This is a genomic window from Paludibacterium purpuratum (assembly GCF_004363805.1).
In the GTDB taxonomy this organism is placed as follows: Bacteria; Pseudomonadota; Gammaproteobacteria; order Burkholderiales; family Chromobacteriaceae; genus Paludibacterium; species Paludibacterium purpuratum.
Window position 1 is genome coordinate 1 of sequence record NZ_SNZP01000010.1, and the last position, 15,322, is coordinate 15,322.

Here is a 15,322-nt window from a genome sequence, read left to right on the forward strand (position 1 = left end):
CTATTGGCGCTTTCGGCGGCTTCCGCCACTTGGCGCGAGAAGGACGACGCTTCGCTGGCGCTGGCGGAGATCGAGCTGACGGTTTCGGCAAGCGTGCGGCTGGCGGCCGAGATCTGCTCGGCATTGCTTTGCTGGGCGCGTGCGCGCTCTTCCAGCATCTGCGACAGGTTGGCTAGCTGTGGTGCTTGTTGCGACAGGTGGATCGCCGTGCGGGCGATCTTCACCAGTGCCGTTTGGAACCGGTCGAGCAGGGTCTTGATCAACTGACCAACCCAGCTGAGGCTGCCTCGCTCATTTAGCTTGACAGTCAGGTCGACGCCGTCGCGAGTCGCATTGGAGAGCGGCTGCAGATACTGCGTCAGTTTTCGGGCGGATAAAAACATGAATGGACTCCCACACCGGACGAAACGCAACGGCTCGCCCGCCAAATTCGGATCACATGGCTATGCCAGCAGTGTGCACGCGACGCGCAAAGCACTGGGCACCTTACCCGGCATGCTGACATAGGCGCCGCGCCGGATGTTTGGTCTGTATCAAATAGAATAATATTAATTAATACTAATTAATGATTAAGTCAATAGCTACATGTCATTAACAATGTTATCAAGCTAGCCAACTGCTAAACTGTGCGCTCTCCCCGAACTTTGTGGCAGTCTCTATGCAGTTGAAGATTTCCGCCGGCATGCTCACCCCACTGATCGTCGCAACGGCATTGTTCATGGAAAACATGGACGCCACAGTGATATCCACCTCGCTGCCGGCCATCGCCGGCGATCTGCACATCGATCCGGTTTCGCTTAAGCTGGCATTGACCTCCTACTTGGTCAGTCTGGCCGTCTTCATTCCGATCAGTGGCTGGATGGCCGACCGCTTCGGTGCGCGGCGCATCTTCCGTCTGGCGATTGCCGTCTTCATGTTCGGCTCCCTGCTGTGCGCCTTCAGCCATTCCTTGCCCGGCTTCGTCTTTGCGCGCTTCGTGCAAGGGATGGGCGGTGCCATGATGGTACCGGTCGGCCGCCTGGTCATCGTCCGCACGACCGCCAAGTCGGACTTGGTTCGCGCCCTGAGCTACCTGACCATTCCCGCCCTGCTCGGGCCGGTGATCGGGCCGCCGTTGGGCGGGTTCATCAGCACTTATTTTCACTGGCGCTGGATTTTCTTCATCAACATACCCATCGGTATTGCCGGCATTGTGCTTGGCGGACGCTACATCGCCAATTTGCGGGAAGACCATGTGCCGCCACTGGACATCGTCGGTTTTCTGCTCAGCGGTATCGGGTTGTCGGCCTTGATGCTGGGACTCGCCGCCGAAGGCCGGCACATGATGTCTACCGCCGCGGCGCTGCTGATGACGCTGATGGGCAGTGCGCTGATGGTGCTCTACTTGCGCCATTACCGACGTTGTCGCGAGCCGCTGCTGGATTTGTCGCTGTTCCGTTTGCCGACTTTCCACGCCAGTGTGATCGGCGGCTTCGTGTTCCGCGTCGGGATCGGCGCCACGCCGTTCCTGCTGCCGCTGATGTTGCAGCTCGGCTTCGGCCTGTCGCCGTTCGCCTCCGGCATGCTCACCTGTTCGACCGCCATCGGCGCCATCTTCATGAAAACCATCGTGATGAGGGTGCTCGACCGTTTCGGTTTCAAGCGCGTGCTGACCGTCAACAGCGTGCTGGTCGCCCTGTCGATTGCCGCTTACGGTCTCTTTCGCGCCGAGACGCCGCATGCGCTGATGCTGACGGTATTTGTCCTGGGCGGCTGTCTGCGCTCGCTGCAATTCACCAGTCTCAACGCCATTGCCTTCGCCGATGTCGAGCCGGCGCGCATGAGCCATGCCACCGGCCTGTCGGCCGTCATGCAGCAATTGGCTGCCGGCATGGGGGTGACCGTCGGCGCGTTCGCCTTGCAGGGCATCGGTTGGTTGCGAGGCCATGGGGGCCTGGTGAGCGGCGATTTTGCCCTGGCCTTCGTTTTCATGGGGGGGCTGACGCTGTGTTCGACCTGGCTGTTTATGCCCTTGCATCCGCATGCCGGGGCGCAATTGACCGGTCGGCGCCCCGCCTGATTCACTGCCGGCAGGCCAGCTCTCCCAGCCGCTTTAGCCGCGCTTCCTGCGCATCGTCCCAATGACCCGAACCCGCCAGACGCAGGCAGTGGCGGTATTCGCCGCGTGGCGAGAACAACGGACCAGGGGCGAAGCCGATGCCCTCGGCGCGTGAGAGCTGGAACAACGCGACGCTGTCGCAATGGGGCGGTAATTCGACCCAGAGCGAGAAGCCGCCTTGCGGCGCGCAAAATCGGCTGCCGGCTGGGAAATAGCGTTCGACGCCGGCCAGCATCTGCATCATCTGTGCATAGAGCGCGCGGCGGAAGCCGCGCATGTGGCGCGCATAGCCGCCGCTTTCCAGGACGCGCGCCAGCACACGCTGCGAGAGTTGGGGCGTCGAGTGGGTGCCGAGATACTTCTGTAGCTCCACCTGCGGCAGATAACGGCCGGCCTCGATCCAGCCGATGCGCAATCCGGGTGCCAGGGTTTTGGTCAGTGTCGAGCAGTACAGCACATGGCCCGAGCGGTCGAAGGCTTTGAGCGGTGCCGGGCGCTTCGGGCCGAAGTGCAGTTCGCCATAAACATCGTCCTCGATCAGCGGAATATCCCGCTCGGCCATGAGGGCGGCAATACGCGCCTTGGTGGCGTCCGGCATCAGCGAACCGAGCGGATTGGCATAATTCGCGATGAGCGAGACTGCTTGCACCGCGCCGTTGCGTGTCGCCAGCTCCAAGGCCTCGTAGGACATGCCGTGCTGTGGATGTGTCGGAATCTCCAGCACCCGCAGGCCCATATTTTCCATGCTACGCAGCAGCGAGAAATAGGTGGGCGATTCCACCGCCACCACATCCCCCGGCCGTGTTACGGCGCGCAAGGCGAGGTTGAGCGCTTCGATGGCGCCGTGGGTGATGAGCAAATGGGCCGGTTCGAGTTGACCTCCCCACTCCAGCGAGCGGCGTGCGATCTGCAGACGCAGTTCGACGCAACCGAGCGGAGAACCGTAATCGCTCAGTAGCTCCGGATGGTGCCGCAAGGTATCGACCATCAGCTTTTGTAGTTGCGCGACCGGTAACAAGGACGGTGCCGGGGTCGCACTACGGAAACCTTCGAACACGCGCGGATTGTCCACCGGAATTTCCTGTACATAGCTCCACAGCAGCGGATCGACCGCGATGGCGGTCGGTGTGCCGAGCGCGGCCGGTACCGGGCTGGGCGCCGGCCGGCGCACGAAAAAGCCGGACTGCGGGCGCGCATCGACCAATCCCTGATCCTCCAGCAGTCGGAAAGCCTCCTGCACCGTGCTTAGGCTTAATCCCCGGCGCAGGCGCATTTCGCGCAGCGAGGGCAGTCGTTCGCCGTGCCGGAGAATACCGCTGTGAATCTGCAGGGCGATCTCGTCGGCCAATTGGCGGTAGAGCGGGATGGTGGCGATGGTTATGACTACATCATAACGATTGTCATGCCGCGCTGTAGTGACAGTTTCATGGGAAATGGATCGGTACAGTTAGGCCGAGACGGGCGCTGTACGGGATTGAATCGCGTCACTGTGTGGCTACTGGTCGGCGTGCGCGCTCGTTAAGCTGATCGGACTTACCCAGGAGATCGGCCATGCAGACTCTGCTTTTGACACCTTCGCGCCTGATTTGGTTATCCCGACATCGGGGCGAAACGATTCTCTGCCGCCAGGGACGGGTGTGGCTCAGCCACGCAGGGCAAGACGTGATTCTGGAGGCGGGGCAATCATGGCGCTTCGCGCCTGGCGAACGCCGGGCATTGGCGCAGTCGCTGGGCGGCGATGTCTTTTTGACCCAAACGGCGCCCGGCTGGCGCGCTTAACGCGGGAATCAGGTCATTACCCGATAGTCGACCGCCGACCGTGCCGGCACCATGCCGGCATGAACCGCTATCTTGACCCGGCAGGCGCTCTGCAATTTGTGGCAGGGCGGGTGACCGAACTTTGCTGGCCGGTTGCCGGGGTCGTCCTGTCAGGACGATTGGGCACCGGTCAATGCCGTGCGCGCAGCTTCGCCTACGGCCCGACCGTGGCGCTGACGGTCGAACGCGCACCCGCGCGGGCGGCCGAGGCCTGCCTGGTGCTGGCAGCGACGCCTGCGGCCAGCGATGACGGGCTCTATCTGGACGACGGTCGATTGTGGTTGTTGCGCCGTTATCCGCCGCGCTTGACCGAGTCGGAATTCGATTTGCTGCTCAAACAGCAGCAGACGCTGGCGATCTTGTTGGCCGAGCGTCGACGGCCCGCCGATTGCGCCATGCCGGTCATCGGACGCTTGGCATGATGCGGCGCATGGCACTTCTCTGCCTGTTTGCCGGGCAGGTCCAGGGGCAGGTCATCGCATGGCAAGGGCCGCCATTCTTTGTTTCCAGTCGGCACATGCCGCTATCGACGGTGTTGGATAACCTTGGGGCCAATTACCGCTTGCCGGTCGTCGTCAGTGCGAAGGTCGTCGAAGGGTTTTCCGGCCAGATCGAGGAGCGCCGGCCCGGCGAGGCGCTGGGTATTCTGTCCCGGCGCTATCAATTGCTGCCCTATTATGATGGCGCGGTACTGTATATCTACAAGGCGGCGGAGTTCGACCGCACCTTGCTGACCCCCTCCACCCTGAGTGCCTCGGAACTGGCCGCGATGCTCGGCGCCAGCGGGTTGACCGATGCCCAGTCCTGTCGAGTGCGGGCCGTCGGTAGCTCCCATGCGCTGCAGATCGCTGGCGTGCCGGTGTGTCTGGCGCGCCTGGACGCCTTGGGGCGTCAGCTGGACGAGCAACACCGGCAGCAGGGCGCAAGCAAGGAAACGGTGCGCGTCTATCCGCTCTCCTATGCCAACGCCGCCGATACGACCTACAGCTACCGCAACCAGACGGTGGTCGTGCCGGGATTGGTGTCGGTGCTGCGCGAAATGGCGAAGAGCCGAGCGCCGGCGGCACCGGGCGGGACGGTGTCCGCGGCCGAGAGCGGGCTGCCGGTCTTTGCCGCCGACACACGGCGTAATGCCGTGCTGGTGCGCGATCTGGTCAAGAACCACAGTCTGTATCCGGCGCTGATCGCACGTCTTGACCAGCGTCCGAGCATGATCGAGATCTCGGTGGTCATCATCGATATCGATGCCTCCGATTTGAGCCAGTTGGGGGTCGACTGGAGCGGCAGCGCCCAGCTAGGCCGCACGCGCATCGGCATCAATACCGCCACCGGACTGGCTGGGGGGAGTTTTTCGTCGCTGATCTCCAATACCGACTCATTCCTGGTGCAGCTCAACGCCCTGGAGCAGAACGCGCACGCGCGCATCATCTCGCGCCCCTCCGTGGTGACGCTGGACAATGTCCAGGCGGTATTGGACAGCAACGTGACCTTCTATACCAAGTTGTCCAGCGACAAAAATCCACAGCTGGCCTCCGTCTCCGCCGGGGCATTGATGCGCGTGACGCCGCGGCTGATCGATGAGACGAAAGTCTTGCTGACACTGGATATTCAGGACGGGCGGCAGATGCCGGCGGTCAGCGAGGCCGAAGGGTTGCCGCAAGTTCAGAACGCCGAAATCGCGACGCAGGCGACTTTGCAGACGGGCCAGTCCTTGTTGCTTGGCGGCTTTGTCCAGGATGAAGACCGGCAGGGGGAGCGCAAGGTGCCGTTTCTGGGCGATCTGCCCCTGGTCGGGCGCTTGTTCCGCTTTAACAGCAGCAGCGAACGCAAAGTCATGCGCCTGTTCCTGATCAAGGCCGAACCCCGCCCCCATGCTGTGCCGGTCAAGGAGTGAGCCGTGGAGATGGCATTCAAACTCTGGCTGCTCAATGGTCCCATGGCGGGTAGGGCGCTGAACTTGCCTCCCGGCGTATTCACGATCGGCACCGATGACGCCGATCTGGCGCTGCCGCTGCAACAGGGGCGGATGGCCACGCTCACGGTCGCGCCCGATGGTGTGCTGTTGCAGGACGACACCCCCTGTTGGGTCGATGGCCAATCGGTGAGACCGGGTGCGTTGCCGCTCGGACATTTCATCGATCTTGCCGGTTTGCACTTCGTATTGGGGCCAAGCGATGGCGAACGAGCCTCCGTATCGGCCGTAGCGCGCGCCAGGCCGCGCAGTGTCTGGCTGATGCTGGCGCTGGGGGTGTCGTGTGTGTTGGCAACGGCACTCGGCTTGGCTTGGTGGTTGGCCCCCGCGCCCACCGTTTCCCCTCCGCCGCAGCAATGGGTCGCCGCCGCGTTGCGTCCCTTCCCGGACGTGCTGGCCGAGTGGCAGGACGACGGTGTTTTGCGTGTGAGCGGTCGCTGTCCCGACAGTGCCGCGTTGGCCATGCTGCGAACGCGGCTGGATGCCGCCGGGGTGCGCTATCAATGGCTGGCGCAGTGCGATGACGAGTTGCTGCGTAGCGTGCAGGCGCTGCTGCACAACTATGGTTATCCGCATGCGATCGTGACGTTGACGGCGGACGGGAAAGCACAGATCCAAGAAACCGTGCGCAACGACGAACGTTTCGCCCAACTGACCGATGCGCTGGATCATTTGCCGGGGCTGGCCGGTTGGCAGATCGTCGACCGCTTCGGGCAGGAGTTCGACCGATTGCTGGCGCGGCTGCGCGCCGACCGACAGCTCGACGGTCTGAGCGTGCGGCAGGGCCGGTTCAGTTGGGTGGTTTCGGGCGAGTTGCCGCCGGCTCGGGTCGAGCGGGTGCGCGCGCTGTTGAACGATCTGACCCACCGTGGCGAGTTGTCCATGCCCGCACACCTAGTCAATGCCGCCAGCACCGCCTCGGCCGGGGAGTTTCTGCCAGCCGATATCGCCGGTATCGACGGCAGCCGTACCAGCCCCTTTCTGACGCTGACCAATGGCATGCGCCTGTTGTTGGGGGCGACGGTTCGCCAGCAGATGCTCATCGTCGCCATCCACCCGGACGGCGTCTCGCTGGCGGGACGCAATACCTTGGTATTTCTGCCGATCCACGCTTGAGAGGAGGAGAGGATGTTGACCCTGACCGCGCTGGAGGACCAACTGGCGGCGGATCTCCACGGAAGGTGGCGCACTCGGTGTCTGGCGTTGCTGAGAGACCTGGCCGAGGCTTGCGGCCGGCGCCTGCGCGAGCCGCTGCCGGCTGCCGAGTTCGCCGTACTGACGCGTCGGCGCGCTGCCTGCCTGGCGGCCATGGCCGTGATCGAAATCGTTTGGGCGCGTCAGCACGAATTCAGGTGCTAACCCGATAGCCTTTGCCCGGCCTGGCAACGATGATGTCTTTGCATGAAAAGAATAAGGAGGTGCGGTGCTGCGGTTGTTCATCATCCTGACTACCGGCCCAGGGCAAATCTTGATCGAGGGGCACGGTCATGCCGTGCCGATCGCCGGCGTTAGTCTGTTGTTGACGTCGACCGATCAGGTGCGTGTCGGCGCATCGGGCGCTTGCTATGGTTTTTCAAGCGCCGAACTGCAAGCGATCTACCGGGATATTCGTCATCTGCTGCCGCCGGTCGGCCTGAACATGTCGATGCTGCATACCGTGCATACGGTGGCGGCCGAGCCGGCATTGTTGTCGGCGATGCAAAGCCTGGCAAAGATGAACCCGGTGGCGATGCTGCACTTCGTGCTCATGTATTGCCTGACTGTCGACGGCGGTGTCGGCACGGCCTTGTTGCAGCAAGCCATCTCCGGCGACTGCGATATGTTCGAGTTCATCTACCGGCACCGCTTGCAGGCCTGGGCCGTGCAGCGCTACGCCGACGCGCTGGGCGTGCCGGTGCGCAAGTTCAATCAGATTTTCAAGGAGAAGTTCGGCGTATCGGCCAAGCACTGGCTGTTGGCGCAACGATTGGAGCACGCATGCCGGTTACTGCAGACCACGCCGAAAAAGGTGATCGACGTGGCCTTCGAGTCCGGCTTTTCCAACCACGCACATTTTTCCGATAGCTTCCGACGGCATTTCCAGTTATCGCCGAGCGAAGTCCGCCGCGGTCAGCCGGTGTTGCCCGCGGCCGGCCGGATTCCCCGCACCAAGAGGCCCCGCCATGAATCTTGACGCCATCGTCAATCAGTTGAACAGCCGAGTCGGATCCACGGAGAACGATTTACGCACCGCGATGAGCCTGGATGCGACCAACAACCCGACCGCCATGCTGCAAATGCAGTACGCGCTGCAGCAGTACTCGATGGTGGTCAGTTTCGAAAGCACGATGATGAAGGCCGTCAAGGACATGATGTCGGGCATTTTGGCCAAGATGTGAGGCGGGCGATGGCTGACGGTGTTAACGATGCGGCGATCCGCCGCTTGGTGGTCGAAGCCGGTTTTGCCGCGGTCAACCATGGATTGCAGAGGGAGATGCGCACCATCCTGGCGTCGTTGCCCGACTGGCTGGACGATCCGGCGGTCTTGGCCGCTTGCCAGGCCACCCTCTTGTTTGGCTTGGGCGATCGGGCCGGCGCCGAGAGCCGGCTCGACAGTGCCGACCCGGTACTGTGCGCACCGCTTAGGCAGCTATTGGGCGATGCCCCGGCTCGGGCAGAATCATTTGGAGAACTGACATGAAGACTGAAGCTGTGGGGGCGTTGCTGCCCGCGTTGAGTCGTCCGCAAGGCGACGCCATGCCGCCGCCGCCCGACCCGGCGTCGAGCGAGCGTTTCGCCGCATTGCTGGCCACCCCGGAGGTGCCGGGCTCTCCCGCCGAGCTGCTGCAGGCGCAGGCGCAATTGATGAGCCTGTCGATGGGGAGCGACTTGACGGCCAAGGTGGCCGGGCTGTGCACACAGGCGATCAACAAGCTGGTCCATATGCAATGAGGTCGGTACGCCTGCTTTGTCTGCTGATGCTGATGATGCTGGCTGGTTGTAAGACCGATTTATACAGCCGTCTGGAGGAGGGCGAGGCTAACCGGATGATGGCCTTGCTGTTGTCGAATCGTATCGCTGTCGACAAGTTGCGCGACAAGGATGGCGTGACACTACGCGTCGATGAGGCGCGTTTCGTCGACGCGATCGAACTCTTGCGCCAGAACGGCTTGCCGCGCAAGCCGCTCGTGGGGATCGAGGATTTGTTTCCCAGTGGGCAACTGGTCTCTTCGCCCGAACAGGAAGGCGCCAAGCTGCGCTACGTCAAAAGCCAGGAGATGGAAAAAATGCTGGCCAACATCGAAGGGGTGATCGTCGCCGAGGTATCGGTGGCGCAGCAAAGCACCGCCGAGGGCGCCGCCGACGTGCCGGCCTCGGCGGCGGTGTACATCAAGTACAGCCCCACGGTGAATCTCGCGGCGCACGAGGCGGAGATCCGCGCGCTGGTCAGCGACGGTATCCCCGGTTTGGCGCCGCAACGGGTTAGCCTGGTCTTGCAGCGTGCCTTGGTGCGGTTATCCGATCCCCCGCGCGAACCGCCCATGCTGCGTTGGTCGGTGGTGGTGGCGTTGCTGACGCTCGTCGGGCTGTTCGTCGGCAGCGCCTGGTTGCTCTGGCGTAGGAGACGCGCGTGACCACGGCGAAACGATCGGCAAGCTTGGCTTTATGGTGGCAGCCAGGGCGCTATATGGCCGACGACTGGTGGCATCGATTGGATCTGTCGGCCTGGCAAGCGGCGTACGGCCGGCACGCCGCACTACGGCCGGCACTCGACCGCCTGATCGCCGAGCGGCTCGGCCACGAAGGCGTGCCGCCGCCCGACGATGCCTGTGCCGACCGGCTGCTGGCCGAGGCGGATCGGCGCGACGCGCTGTGCGTGGGGCTGGGCCTGTGGGCCATGCGGTGCCCCGATTACTTGTTGCTGCGGCCGTTCCGTCAGACCCTCATGGCCACGTTGTCGCAGCAGCAGCAGACGCAGTTGCTGGCTTTGTTTCCCCGCACGCATCGGTGCGAGGCAAGGTTGGCGCCGCCGCAATTGGCGACGGTGGCGCGGCAAAGCGGCGCCGCTTGGTTGGCCCGGGCCGACGAGCCGGCGTTGGCGTTGTGCCGCCTGCTCTGGCCGCACTCGACGGGGCCGGCGCCCGATGGCCCGGTACGGCCGGTGTTGGACAAACTGGTGCGCTGGCTATGATCGCCAATCCCCTGCAATTGACTTTCATCCGCTTGCCGTTGTCCTGCCCGCAAGCCGAGCCGTTGCGCGCCCAAGCTTTGCGTGCCCCGCTAGCGCTGGCCGACGAACTGGCGGCGGCCGAAGCCGAGCTGACCGCTTTGCGCGCGGAGGCCGACGCCATGCGAGCGGAGGCGGAGCAGCAGGTCGAGGCGATACGCGAGGCCGCGGTGGCGGCCGCGTATGCCGAATGCGAGGTCATTCGCCGCCAAGCGCGCGAGGACGCGGTGGCGGATGCCGTGGCGTGGATGGTGAGCGAGGCCGAGTTGGAAGCCGAAGTGGCGCGGCAACTGATGCAACGCTGGCGGCCAATGCTTGCCGACGTGTTGGCCGCTTTGCTGGGGCAGGCCGAGCAGAATGAACAGTATCTGAGCCAGCTTGCGCGATGGGTGTTGGAACGGTTGCCGCAAGGGCGTTTTCGGCTCTCGGTATCGGTGGCGCAACACGCGGCGGTGGTCGCGGCGTTTGCCCACTTGGCCGAAGTGTCGGTAGAAGCCGATGCCGACCTGGCTTGCGGCCAGGCCGTGCTGGACAACGGCTTAGTCCGGGTGCGGCTGGATTGGCCGGCCCATCGGGATCGGTTGCTGCGGCAACTGGCAGGAGAATGCGAGGACGCGAAACATGGTTGATCCGATCATCCCCCAAAATTCATCGGCGCATATCGGCGCGAACTCGCCGGTGGTGTCGATCGCCGGCCCCGGCCATGCCGGAGAATCGGTATTTTCCCATGCCGCCGCGGCGTTGGAGGCATTGCAAAGCGATCTGTCCGAAACCGGCGAAGACGTCGGCTTTGCACTGGGCAGCCGGCGCGGCGGCGATGCGGCGCATCGACGCAACCGAGTGACGGCCTGGAAGTTGGTCGCCGAGCTGGGGGCGTCGGAGGAGGCGGTTCTCGATGGCTTGTTGACCGACGCCCAGGGCTGGTTGCAGGCCGCGTCGCCGCGCGCGGCTTTGGAGCTACTGACGCAGGATCGTGGGCGGCAGGCGCTGCTGTTGGCGGCTGCGTTGGCCCGCGGCAAGTTGTCGCCGCAGCAGAAAACCCGCCTGGAAGAGGCGCTGAGTGCCCTGTTGGCGGAAGAGGACATGGCGCTGGCGGTCTTCGGCGCCTTGCATGGCGGCGTGCGCACACCCGATTTGCGCCAAGCGCTGCGGCGCCTCTATCAGCGCGCGGGGGACACGCGCAGCAAACTATCCGAGTGGTTGGCCGAATTGGGCGAGCGCGAGACGCGCCGGCAAAAACTGGCCGCCATGATCCAGGTGCTGGCCTTCGAATTGTCGGCCAGCGGCGAGCCGATCGTCGGTAGCCACCTGGTCGCCGTGATCGGCGATTTACAGCGCTTGCTCAATCTACTTGGCCTGGAGAGTCATTGCCAGGAATCGGCGCATCGCCTGGCCTGCCCGGACGTCGACGGCGAATGGCTGCTGAACGCTGTGGTGCGCTTGAGCGAGCAGTTGTGGGCCGATGCCGAACTGGTGGCGCAGATGCTGCCGATGACCGAACCGACCTGGCGTTATCCGCTGATCCGGACGTTGTCTCAACTGATCCAGGTGATGCCGGCCCGCTGCTTCGTCGACGATGAGCACCAGGCGCGGCTGTTGTCTGCGCTGGCCGAATTACGCGATCGCCATGCCGATTGAAGATTCGCCCGCTTTCGGAGGACGGAGGATCCGCGTGCTTCTTGCGCTGCGCTAGAATCCTGCGCTGCATGACCTCGGACGTTGCGAGGCGCACTTGAACGGATCCCCAGAAAGAGAGGCGAAATGAATGTCGAGCCCTTGCGCGTGCTGATTGTCGAAGACCATGGTTTGCTTGCCGATGGCGTGCGCTATCTGCTCGAACGGCAGGCGTGCTACCAGGTGGCGGGGGTGGTACTGGACGGCTGCCAAGTGTACCAAGCTTGCCTTGAGCTCCAGCCGGAACTGGTCTTGCTGGATCTCGGCCTGCCAGGCATGGATGGCATCGACGTGATTCACCTGCTGCGCAAACGTTGGCCGGGGCTGCGTATCCTGGTGTTTTCCGCCGAGGCCGGCGAGCGCCGGTGCATGCAGGCGCTGGGTGCCGGCGCCATGGGCTACGTGCTCAAGCGTAGCGCCCGGCACGTGTTGTTGGAGGGGCTGAGCCAGGTGGCTGCCGGGCGCTGCTACGTCGATCCGGCGTTGGGTGGCGAGCCGCTATGCTGGCGGCCGGCCGCGGGCGATGGTTTGGACGAGCGCCTGACGCCGCGCGAGCGGCAGATCCTCAAGCTGATTGCCGAGGGCAAGCGCAATCGCGAAATCGCCAGCTATCTGTCGGTCAGCATCAAGACGGTGGAAACCCATCGCTGTAACCTGATGCGCAAGCTGGATGCACACAATGCCGCCGAGTTGTCGACCTGGGCGCGGCGCATCGGCCTGGTGGAATGCTGAAGCCGCGATTCCTACTCCGATAGCCGCGACTGAACCTGCCGCAGCACCTCGGCCACCGCTGCGAACAAAGGCTCGGGGATATAGTCGCCCGGCCGGGTATCGCGTAGCAGCGCCCGCGCCAGCCCGACTTGCTCGACAATCGGAATACCCTGCCGTGCGGCCAGTCGCACGATGTGGCGCGCGCGGAAATCGCGGCCGTTGGCGAGCACTTGCGGCAACGGCGTCTCGCCCGGCACGAAGCGCAGGCAGACGGCGATGTGGGTCGGGTTGCGCACCACCACCGACGATTGGGCGACGCTGCTGGCTAGACTGCCGCTTTGCACCTCCTGATGCTGCTCGCGCCGACGCCGCTTGATCTCGGGATTGCCCTCGCTGTTCTTGTGCTCCTGTTCGATGTCTTGGCGCGACATACGCAGCTGCTTGAGCAAGCGATAACGTTGCATGCCGTAATCGGCGATGGCGAAGACCGAGGTGGTGACGAGCAGCACCGCCCACAACCACAGCAGCATCTGCGTGCACATCATGAAGCCGGTCGCGAGATCGGCTTGCGCCAGGTGGGCAAAGGAGGGGCCGTACTGCTTGATCAGATAGGCGAAAGTCAGCCCGAGCACCGTCACCTTGAGCACCGACTTGCAAAGCTCGAACAGGTTTTTCAACGAGACCAGGTTCTTGAGGTTGCTCAGCGGATTGAGGCGTTCGGACTTGAGCTTCAGCGCCTTGGGCGCGAACAGGAATCCGCTTTGCAGCATGCCGGAGAGGCCCAGCGCCAAAGTCAGCACGACGGCCAGTCCGAAGGCGAAACGAAGCCATAAAAGCGCGAAGTCCCCAGCATATTGGGCCAGCGCGTGCTCGACCGGTTGCCGGCCGACGGCGATGGCCAGCGACACATTGTCGGCCAGCGCCTTGTACAGCGCCGGCCCTTCCATCATCAACCACAACAGCATGACGCAGCCTTGCACCAGGATGCCGATTTCTTGGCTGATGGCGACTTGGCCCTCCTCGCGTGCGTCGCGGATGCGCTTGGCGGTCGGCTTCTCGTTCTTTTCACTCATGGGACACGCTTTGCAAGCCGTGAACCAGTCCGCCGTCGAGGCGCGCGAACTGTCGCTCGACACCCTGCAGGCAGAACTGCATGGCGATGAGCATCAGCAACAGCACGGCAAGGCTTTTGATCGGCATGGCCAGCGAGAACACGTTCATCTGCTGCACGGTGCGGTTGATCAACCCAAGGCCGAGGTCGATCAGCACCATGATGACGATACCCGGCATGGCAAAACCCAGACCGAGGGTGTATAGCGTCCGCCAGTCGCTCAACAAGAATGGCAGGAAGCGGGTGCCGAACGTCCAAGGCTGACCCGGCGGCAGTAAGAGATAGGAGTCGAACAACGCCGTCAGTAAGGCATGAAAACCGCTCGAAACCAGGAACAGCGTCGAGATCAATTGCGCAAACAGCGTCCCTAGTACCGAGGATTGCACGCCCAGTACCGGATTGAGTACGCTGCCCATCGAGGCGCCGCGCAGGGTGTCGAGCAGGTGGCCGGCCGCATCGATGGCCCAAAACGGGATGGCGACGGAAAAGCCGAGCAAGACGCCGATGGTCAGCTCGCCCGCCAGCAGCCCGGCATAGGCCATCGGCTGCCGCCAGGGGTCGGGCAGGGCGAGCGACAGCATCAGCGGGAACGTCGGCAGCGCGGCCATGAATGCCAAGGCGTTGCGGATCAGCGCCCCGCCCAACATCGCCGTGCCGAACACCGGCGTGAGGAGCATGGCGCCCAGAGGGCGCATCATGGCCAGCGCCATGAGCGGCAGCGAGGTACTCAACCAGTCCATGGCGCTACCCCATGCGCGAGATCAGCGACAGACTGCGCTCGGTGTAGCGCATCAGAAGGTTTCCCATCCAATGGTAACTGGCCGCTAGCGTGATGCTGGCGGCCACCAGTTTGATCAGAAACGGCGTGGTCTGATCCTGTACCTGGGTCAGCGCCTGCAGCAGGCTGATCAGGATGCCGACGATCGCGGCCACCAGCACCACCGGCATGGACAGGATCAATACCAGCCACAACAGCTCTTGGGCCAGTTGCAGGATCGGAGACAGCGCCATGGGTTTTCCTTACTGATACGACAGCAGCAGTTGGTTGAAGAGTTTGTCCCAGCCGCCGACCAGCACGAACAGCAACAGCTTGAACGGCATCGAGACGGTCATCGGCGAGACCATCATCATCCCCATGGCCAGCAGAATATTGGACACGATCAGGTCGATGGCGATGAAGGGCAGGAACAGCAATAGCCCGATCTTGAAGGCCTCGATCAACTGGCTGACGGCGAAGGCCGGCATCAGGATCAGCAGCGAATCGTCGCCGATGCGATTGCGCAGCGCCTCGGGCCAGTGCTTGCGTGCGGTCTCGAGGAAGAATCGTGTCTGTTGCGGCGCGGTGTATTTCCGCAGGAATTGCCGGTAAGGGTCGAGAGTATGGTCCTCCAGCCGGGCCAACGGACTGGCGTTTGGGGTCGGATCGGCGGCCAGCCGGTCGCGCACCTGGTAGCCGATGGGCGCCATGATGAATAGCGTCAGCACCAGCGCCAGGCCGTACAGGGCGATGTTGGGCGGGATCTGCTGGATGCCGAGGGCATTGCGCAACAGCGAGAACACCACGGCCAGTTTGAGAAACGACGTGCCCATGACCACCAGCAATGGCAGCAGGGACAGGGCGGAGAGCAGCAAGATCAGCTCGATCGCGGCGGGCGGCGGCGTCATGGGGGGCGTCATGGCAAATTCTCGTGAGTTCGGCATGCGCCAGTTTGGCGTCTTGCCGCCGCGAAC

The 15,322-nt window shown here is 63.5% G+C and carries 21 protein-coding genes; 15 read left to right on the forward strand and 6 right to left on the reverse strand.

Annotated elements, in window-relative coordinates; all coding sequences use genetic code 11:
* Positions 1-383: methyl-accepting chemotaxis protein (locus DFP86_RS12560; protein WP_133681738.1), on the reverse strand; the 383-nt coding region annotated here is incomplete at its 3' end.
* Positions 384-658: 275 nt separating this feature from the next.
* Here DFP86_RS12560 and DFP86_RS12565 point away from each other — a divergent pair.
* Positions 659-2,059 (forward strand): DHA2 family efflux MFS transporter permease subunit, encoded by a 1,401-nt coding sequence (locus tag DFP86_RS12565; protein WP_243729387.1) that lies wholly within the window; start codon positions 659-661, stop codon positions 2,057-2,059.
* Position 2,060: 1 nt separating this feature from the next.
* Here DFP86_RS12565 and DFP86_RS12570 read toward each other — a convergent pair whose 3' ends face one another.
* Positions 2,061-3,446 (reverse strand): aminotransferase-like domain-containing protein, encoded by a 1,386-nt coding sequence (locus DFP86_RS12570; RefSeq protein ID WP_208108325.1) that lies wholly within the window; start codon positions 3,444-3,446, stop codon positions 2,061-2,063.
* Positions 3,447-3,649: 203 nt separating this feature from the next.
* On the opposite strand from DFP86_RS12570, the gene DFP86_RS12575 reads away from it, so the two are divergent.
* The 14 genes from DFP86_RS12575 to DFP86_RS12640 all read left to right on the forward strand — a co-directional run bounded on the left by DFP86_RS12575 (position 3,650) and on the right by DFP86_RS12640 (position 12,501).
* On the forward strand, positions 3,650-3,877 hold the full coding sequence (locus DFP86_RS12575) for a DUF2917 domain-containing protein (RefSeq protein WP_133681740.1): 228 nt from the start codon (positions 3,650-3,652) through the stop codon (positions 3,875-3,877).
* A gap of 59 nt (positions 3,878-3,936) precedes the next feature.
* A complete protein-coding gene (locus DFP86_RS12580) occupies positions 3,937-4,338 on the forward strand; it encodes a protein EsaB (RefSeq protein WP_133681742.1) in 402 nt (133 codons plus the stop codon).
* An 8-nt stretch (positions 4,339-4,346) separates the two neighbouring features.
* Positions 4,347-5,810 (forward strand): EscC/YscC/HrcC family type III secretion system outer membrane ring protein, encoded by a 1,464-nt coding sequence (locus DFP86_RS12585; protein WP_208108326.1) that lies wholly within the window; start codon positions 4,347-4,349, stop codon positions 5,808-5,810.
* Positions 5,811-5,819: 9 nt separating this feature from the next.
* On the forward strand, positions 5,820-7,004 hold the full coding sequence (gene sctD, locus DFP86_RS12590; protein ID WP_133681744.1) for a type III secretion system inner membrane ring subunit SctD: 1,185 nt from the start codon (positions 5,820-5,822) through the stop codon (positions 7,002-7,004).
* Positions 7,005-7,016: 12 nt separating this feature from the next.
* Complete coding sequence (locus DFP86_RS12595; RefSeq protein WP_133681746.1) at positions 7,017-7,247, forward strand: EscE/YscE/SsaE family type III secretion system needle protein co-chaperone; 231 nt, start codon at positions 7,017-7,019, stop codon at positions 7,245-7,247.
* Between the two features lie 64 nt (positions 7,248-7,311).
* A complete protein-coding gene (locus DFP86_RS12600; RefSeq protein ID WP_208108327.1) occupies positions 7,312-8,061 on the forward strand; it encodes a helix-turn-helix domain-containing protein in 750 nt (249 codons plus the stop codon).
* Positions 8,051-8,266, forward strand: coding sequence for a type III secretion system needle filament subunit SctF (gene sctF / locus DFP86_RS12605; protein ID WP_133681748.1), 216 nt, complete (start codon positions 8,051-8,053; stop codon positions 8,264-8,266). The genes DFP86_RS12600 and sctF overlap by 11 nt, the downstream gene beginning before the upstream one ends.
* An 8-nt stretch (positions 8,267-8,274) precedes the next feature.
* The gene (locus DFP86_RS12610) at positions 8,275-8,568 is read left to right on the forward strand and encodes an EscG/YscG/SsaH family type III secretion system needle protein co-chaperone (protein WP_133681750.1); all 294 of its coding nucleotides are present in this window, start codon (positions 8,275-8,277) and stop codon (positions 8,566-8,568) included.
* Complete coding sequence (gene sctI / locus DFP86_RS12615; protein WP_133681752.1) at positions 8,565-8,819, forward strand: type III secretion system inner rod subunit SctI; 255 nt, start codon at positions 8,565-8,567, stop codon at positions 8,817-8,819. Before DFP86_RS12610 ends, sctI begins: the two co-directional genes overlap by 4 nt.
* Positions 8,816-9,502 carry a type III secretion system inner membrane ring lipoprotein SctJ gene (gene sctJ, locus DFP86_RS12620; RefSeq protein ID WP_133681754.1) on the forward strand — a complete coding sequence of 229 codons (687 nt, stop codon included), beginning with the start codon at positions 8,816-8,818 and terminating at the stop codon, positions 9,500-9,502. Before sctI ends, sctJ begins: the two co-directional genes overlap by 4 nt.
* Positions 9,499-10,059 (forward strand): type III secretion system domain-containing protein, encoded by a 561-nt coding sequence (locus DFP86_RS12625; RefSeq protein ID WP_133681756.1) that lies wholly within the window; start codon positions 9,499-9,501, stop codon positions 10,057-10,059. The genes sctJ and DFP86_RS12625 overlap by 4 nt, the downstream gene beginning before the upstream one ends.
* Positions 10,056-10,724 (forward strand): type III secretion protein, encoded by a 669-nt coding sequence (locus tag DFP86_RS12630; protein ID WP_133681758.1) that lies wholly within the window; start codon positions 10,056-10,058, stop codon positions 10,722-10,724. Before DFP86_RS12625 ends, DFP86_RS12630 begins: the two co-directional genes overlap by 4 nt.
* Positions 10,717-11,733 (forward strand): HrpJ domain-containing protein, encoded by a 1,017-nt coding sequence (locus DFP86_RS12635; protein ID WP_133681760.1) that lies wholly within the window; start codon positions 10,717-10,719, stop codon positions 11,731-11,733. Before DFP86_RS12630 ends, DFP86_RS12635 begins: the two co-directional genes overlap by 8 nt.
* A 123-nt stretch (positions 11,734-11,856) precedes the next feature.
* Entirely contained in the window at positions 11,857-12,501 is a 645-nt protein-coding gene (locus DFP86_RS12640) for a two component system response regulator (protein WP_133681761.1), read from the forward strand.
* Between the two features lie 11 nt (positions 12,502-12,512).
* On the opposite strand, the gene DFP86_RS12645 is transcribed toward DFP86_RS12640, so the two are convergent.
* Genes DFP86_RS12645 through sctR form a run of 4 tightly spaced genes read right to left on the reverse strand, consistent with a single transcriptional unit; the run spans position 12,513 to position 15,268 of the window.
* Positions 12,513-13,553 (reverse strand): EscU/YscU/HrcU family type III secretion system export apparatus switch protein, encoded by a 1,041-nt coding sequence (locus DFP86_RS12645; RefSeq protein WP_133681763.1) that lies wholly within the window; start codon positions 13,551-13,553, stop codon positions 12,513-12,515.
* On the reverse strand, positions 13,546-14,331 hold the full coding sequence (gene sctT, locus DFP86_RS12650) for a type III secretion system export apparatus subunit SctT (protein WP_133681765.1): 786 nt from the start codon (positions 14,329-14,331) through the stop codon (positions 13,546-13,548). The genes DFP86_RS12645 and sctT overlap by 8 nt, the downstream gene beginning before the upstream one ends.
* A gap of 4 nt (positions 14,332-14,335) precedes the next feature.
* Entirely contained in the window at positions 14,336-14,602 is a 267-nt protein-coding gene (sctS, locus tag DFP86_RS12655) for a type III secretion system export apparatus subunit SctS (protein ID WP_133681767.1), read from the reverse strand.
* A gap of 9 nt (positions 14,603-14,611) precedes the next feature.
* Complete coding sequence (gene sctR / locus DFP86_RS12660; RefSeq protein ID WP_279526899.1) at positions 14,612-15,268, reverse strand: type III secretion system export apparatus subunit SctR; 657 nt, start codon at positions 15,266-15,268, stop codon at positions 14,612-14,614.
* Between the last annotated feature and the right edge of the window lie 54 nt (positions 15,269-15,322).

What these genes read in the sequence shown, in the direction of transcription:
- DFP86_RS12635 (WP_133681760.1), top strand. Translation starts at nt 10,717, where the DNA reads ATGGTTGATCCGATCATCCCCCAAAATTCATCGGCGCATATCGGCGCG.
- sctS (WP_133681767.1), bottom strand. Translation starts at nt 14,602, where the DNA reads ATGGCGCTGTCTCCGATCCTGCAACTGGCCCAAGAGCTGTTGTGGCTG.
- sctJ (WP_133681754.1), top strand. Translation starts at nt 8,816, where the DNA reads ATGAGGTCGGTACGCCTGCTTTGTCTGCTGATGCTGATGATGCTGGCT.
- sctT (WP_133681765.1), bottom strand. Translation starts at nt 14,331, where the DNA reads ATGGACTGGTTGAGTACCTCGCTGCCGCTCATGGCGCTGGCCATGATG.
- sctR (WP_279526899.1), bottom strand. Translation starts at nt 15,268, where the DNA reads ATGACGCCCCCCATGACGCCGCCGCCCGCCGCGATCGAGCTGATCTTG.
- DFP86_RS12630 (WP_133681758.1), top strand. Translation starts at nt 10,056, where the DNA reads ATGATCGCCAATCCCCTGCAATTGACTTTCATCCGCTTGCCGTTGTCC.
- DFP86_RS12640 (WP_133681761.1), top strand. Translation starts at nt 11,857, where the DNA reads ATGAATGTCGAGCCCTTGCGCGTGCTGATTGTCGAAGACCATGGTTTG.
- DFP86_RS12610 (WP_133681750.1), top strand. Translation starts at nt 8,275, where the DNA reads ATGGCTGACGGTGTTAACGATGCGGCGATCCGCCGCTTGGTGGTCGAA.
- DFP86_RS12595 (WP_133681746.1), top strand. Translation starts at nt 7,017, where the DNA reads ATGTTGACCCTGACCGCGCTGGAGGACCAACTGGCGGCGGATCTCCAC.
- sctD (WP_133681744.1), top strand. Translation starts at nt 5,820, where the DNA reads ATGGCATTCAAACTCTGGCTGCTCAATGGTCCCATGGCGGGTAGGGCG.
- DFP86_RS12580 (WP_133681742.1), top strand. Translation starts at nt 3,937, where the DNA reads ATGAACCGCTATCTTGACCCGGCAGGCGCTCTGCAATTTGTGGCAGGG.
- DFP86_RS12585 (WP_208108326.1), top strand. Translation starts at nt 4,347, where the DNA reads ATGGCACTTCTCTGCCTGTTTGCCGGGCAGGTCCAGGGGCAGGTCATC.
- sctI (WP_133681752.1), top strand. Translation starts at nt 8,565, where the DNA reads ATGAAGACTGAAGCTGTGGGGGCGTTGCTGCCCGCGTTGAGTCGTCCG.
- DFP86_RS12565 (WP_243729387.1), top strand. Translation starts at nt 659, where the DNA reads ATGCAGTTGAAGATTTCCGCCGGCATGCTCACCCCACTGATCGTCGCA.
- sctF (WP_133681748.1), top strand. Translation starts at nt 8,051, where the DNA reads ATGAATCTTGACGCCATCGTCAATCAGTTGAACAGCCGAGTCGGATCC.
- DFP86_RS12575 (WP_133681740.1), top strand. Translation starts at nt 3,650, where the DNA reads ATGCAGACTCTGCTTTTGACACCTTCGCGCCTGATTTGGTTATCCCGA.
- DFP86_RS12645 (WP_133681763.1), bottom strand. Translation starts at nt 13,553, where the DNA reads ATGAGTGAAAAGAACGAGAAGCCGACCGCCAAGCGCATCCGCGACGCA.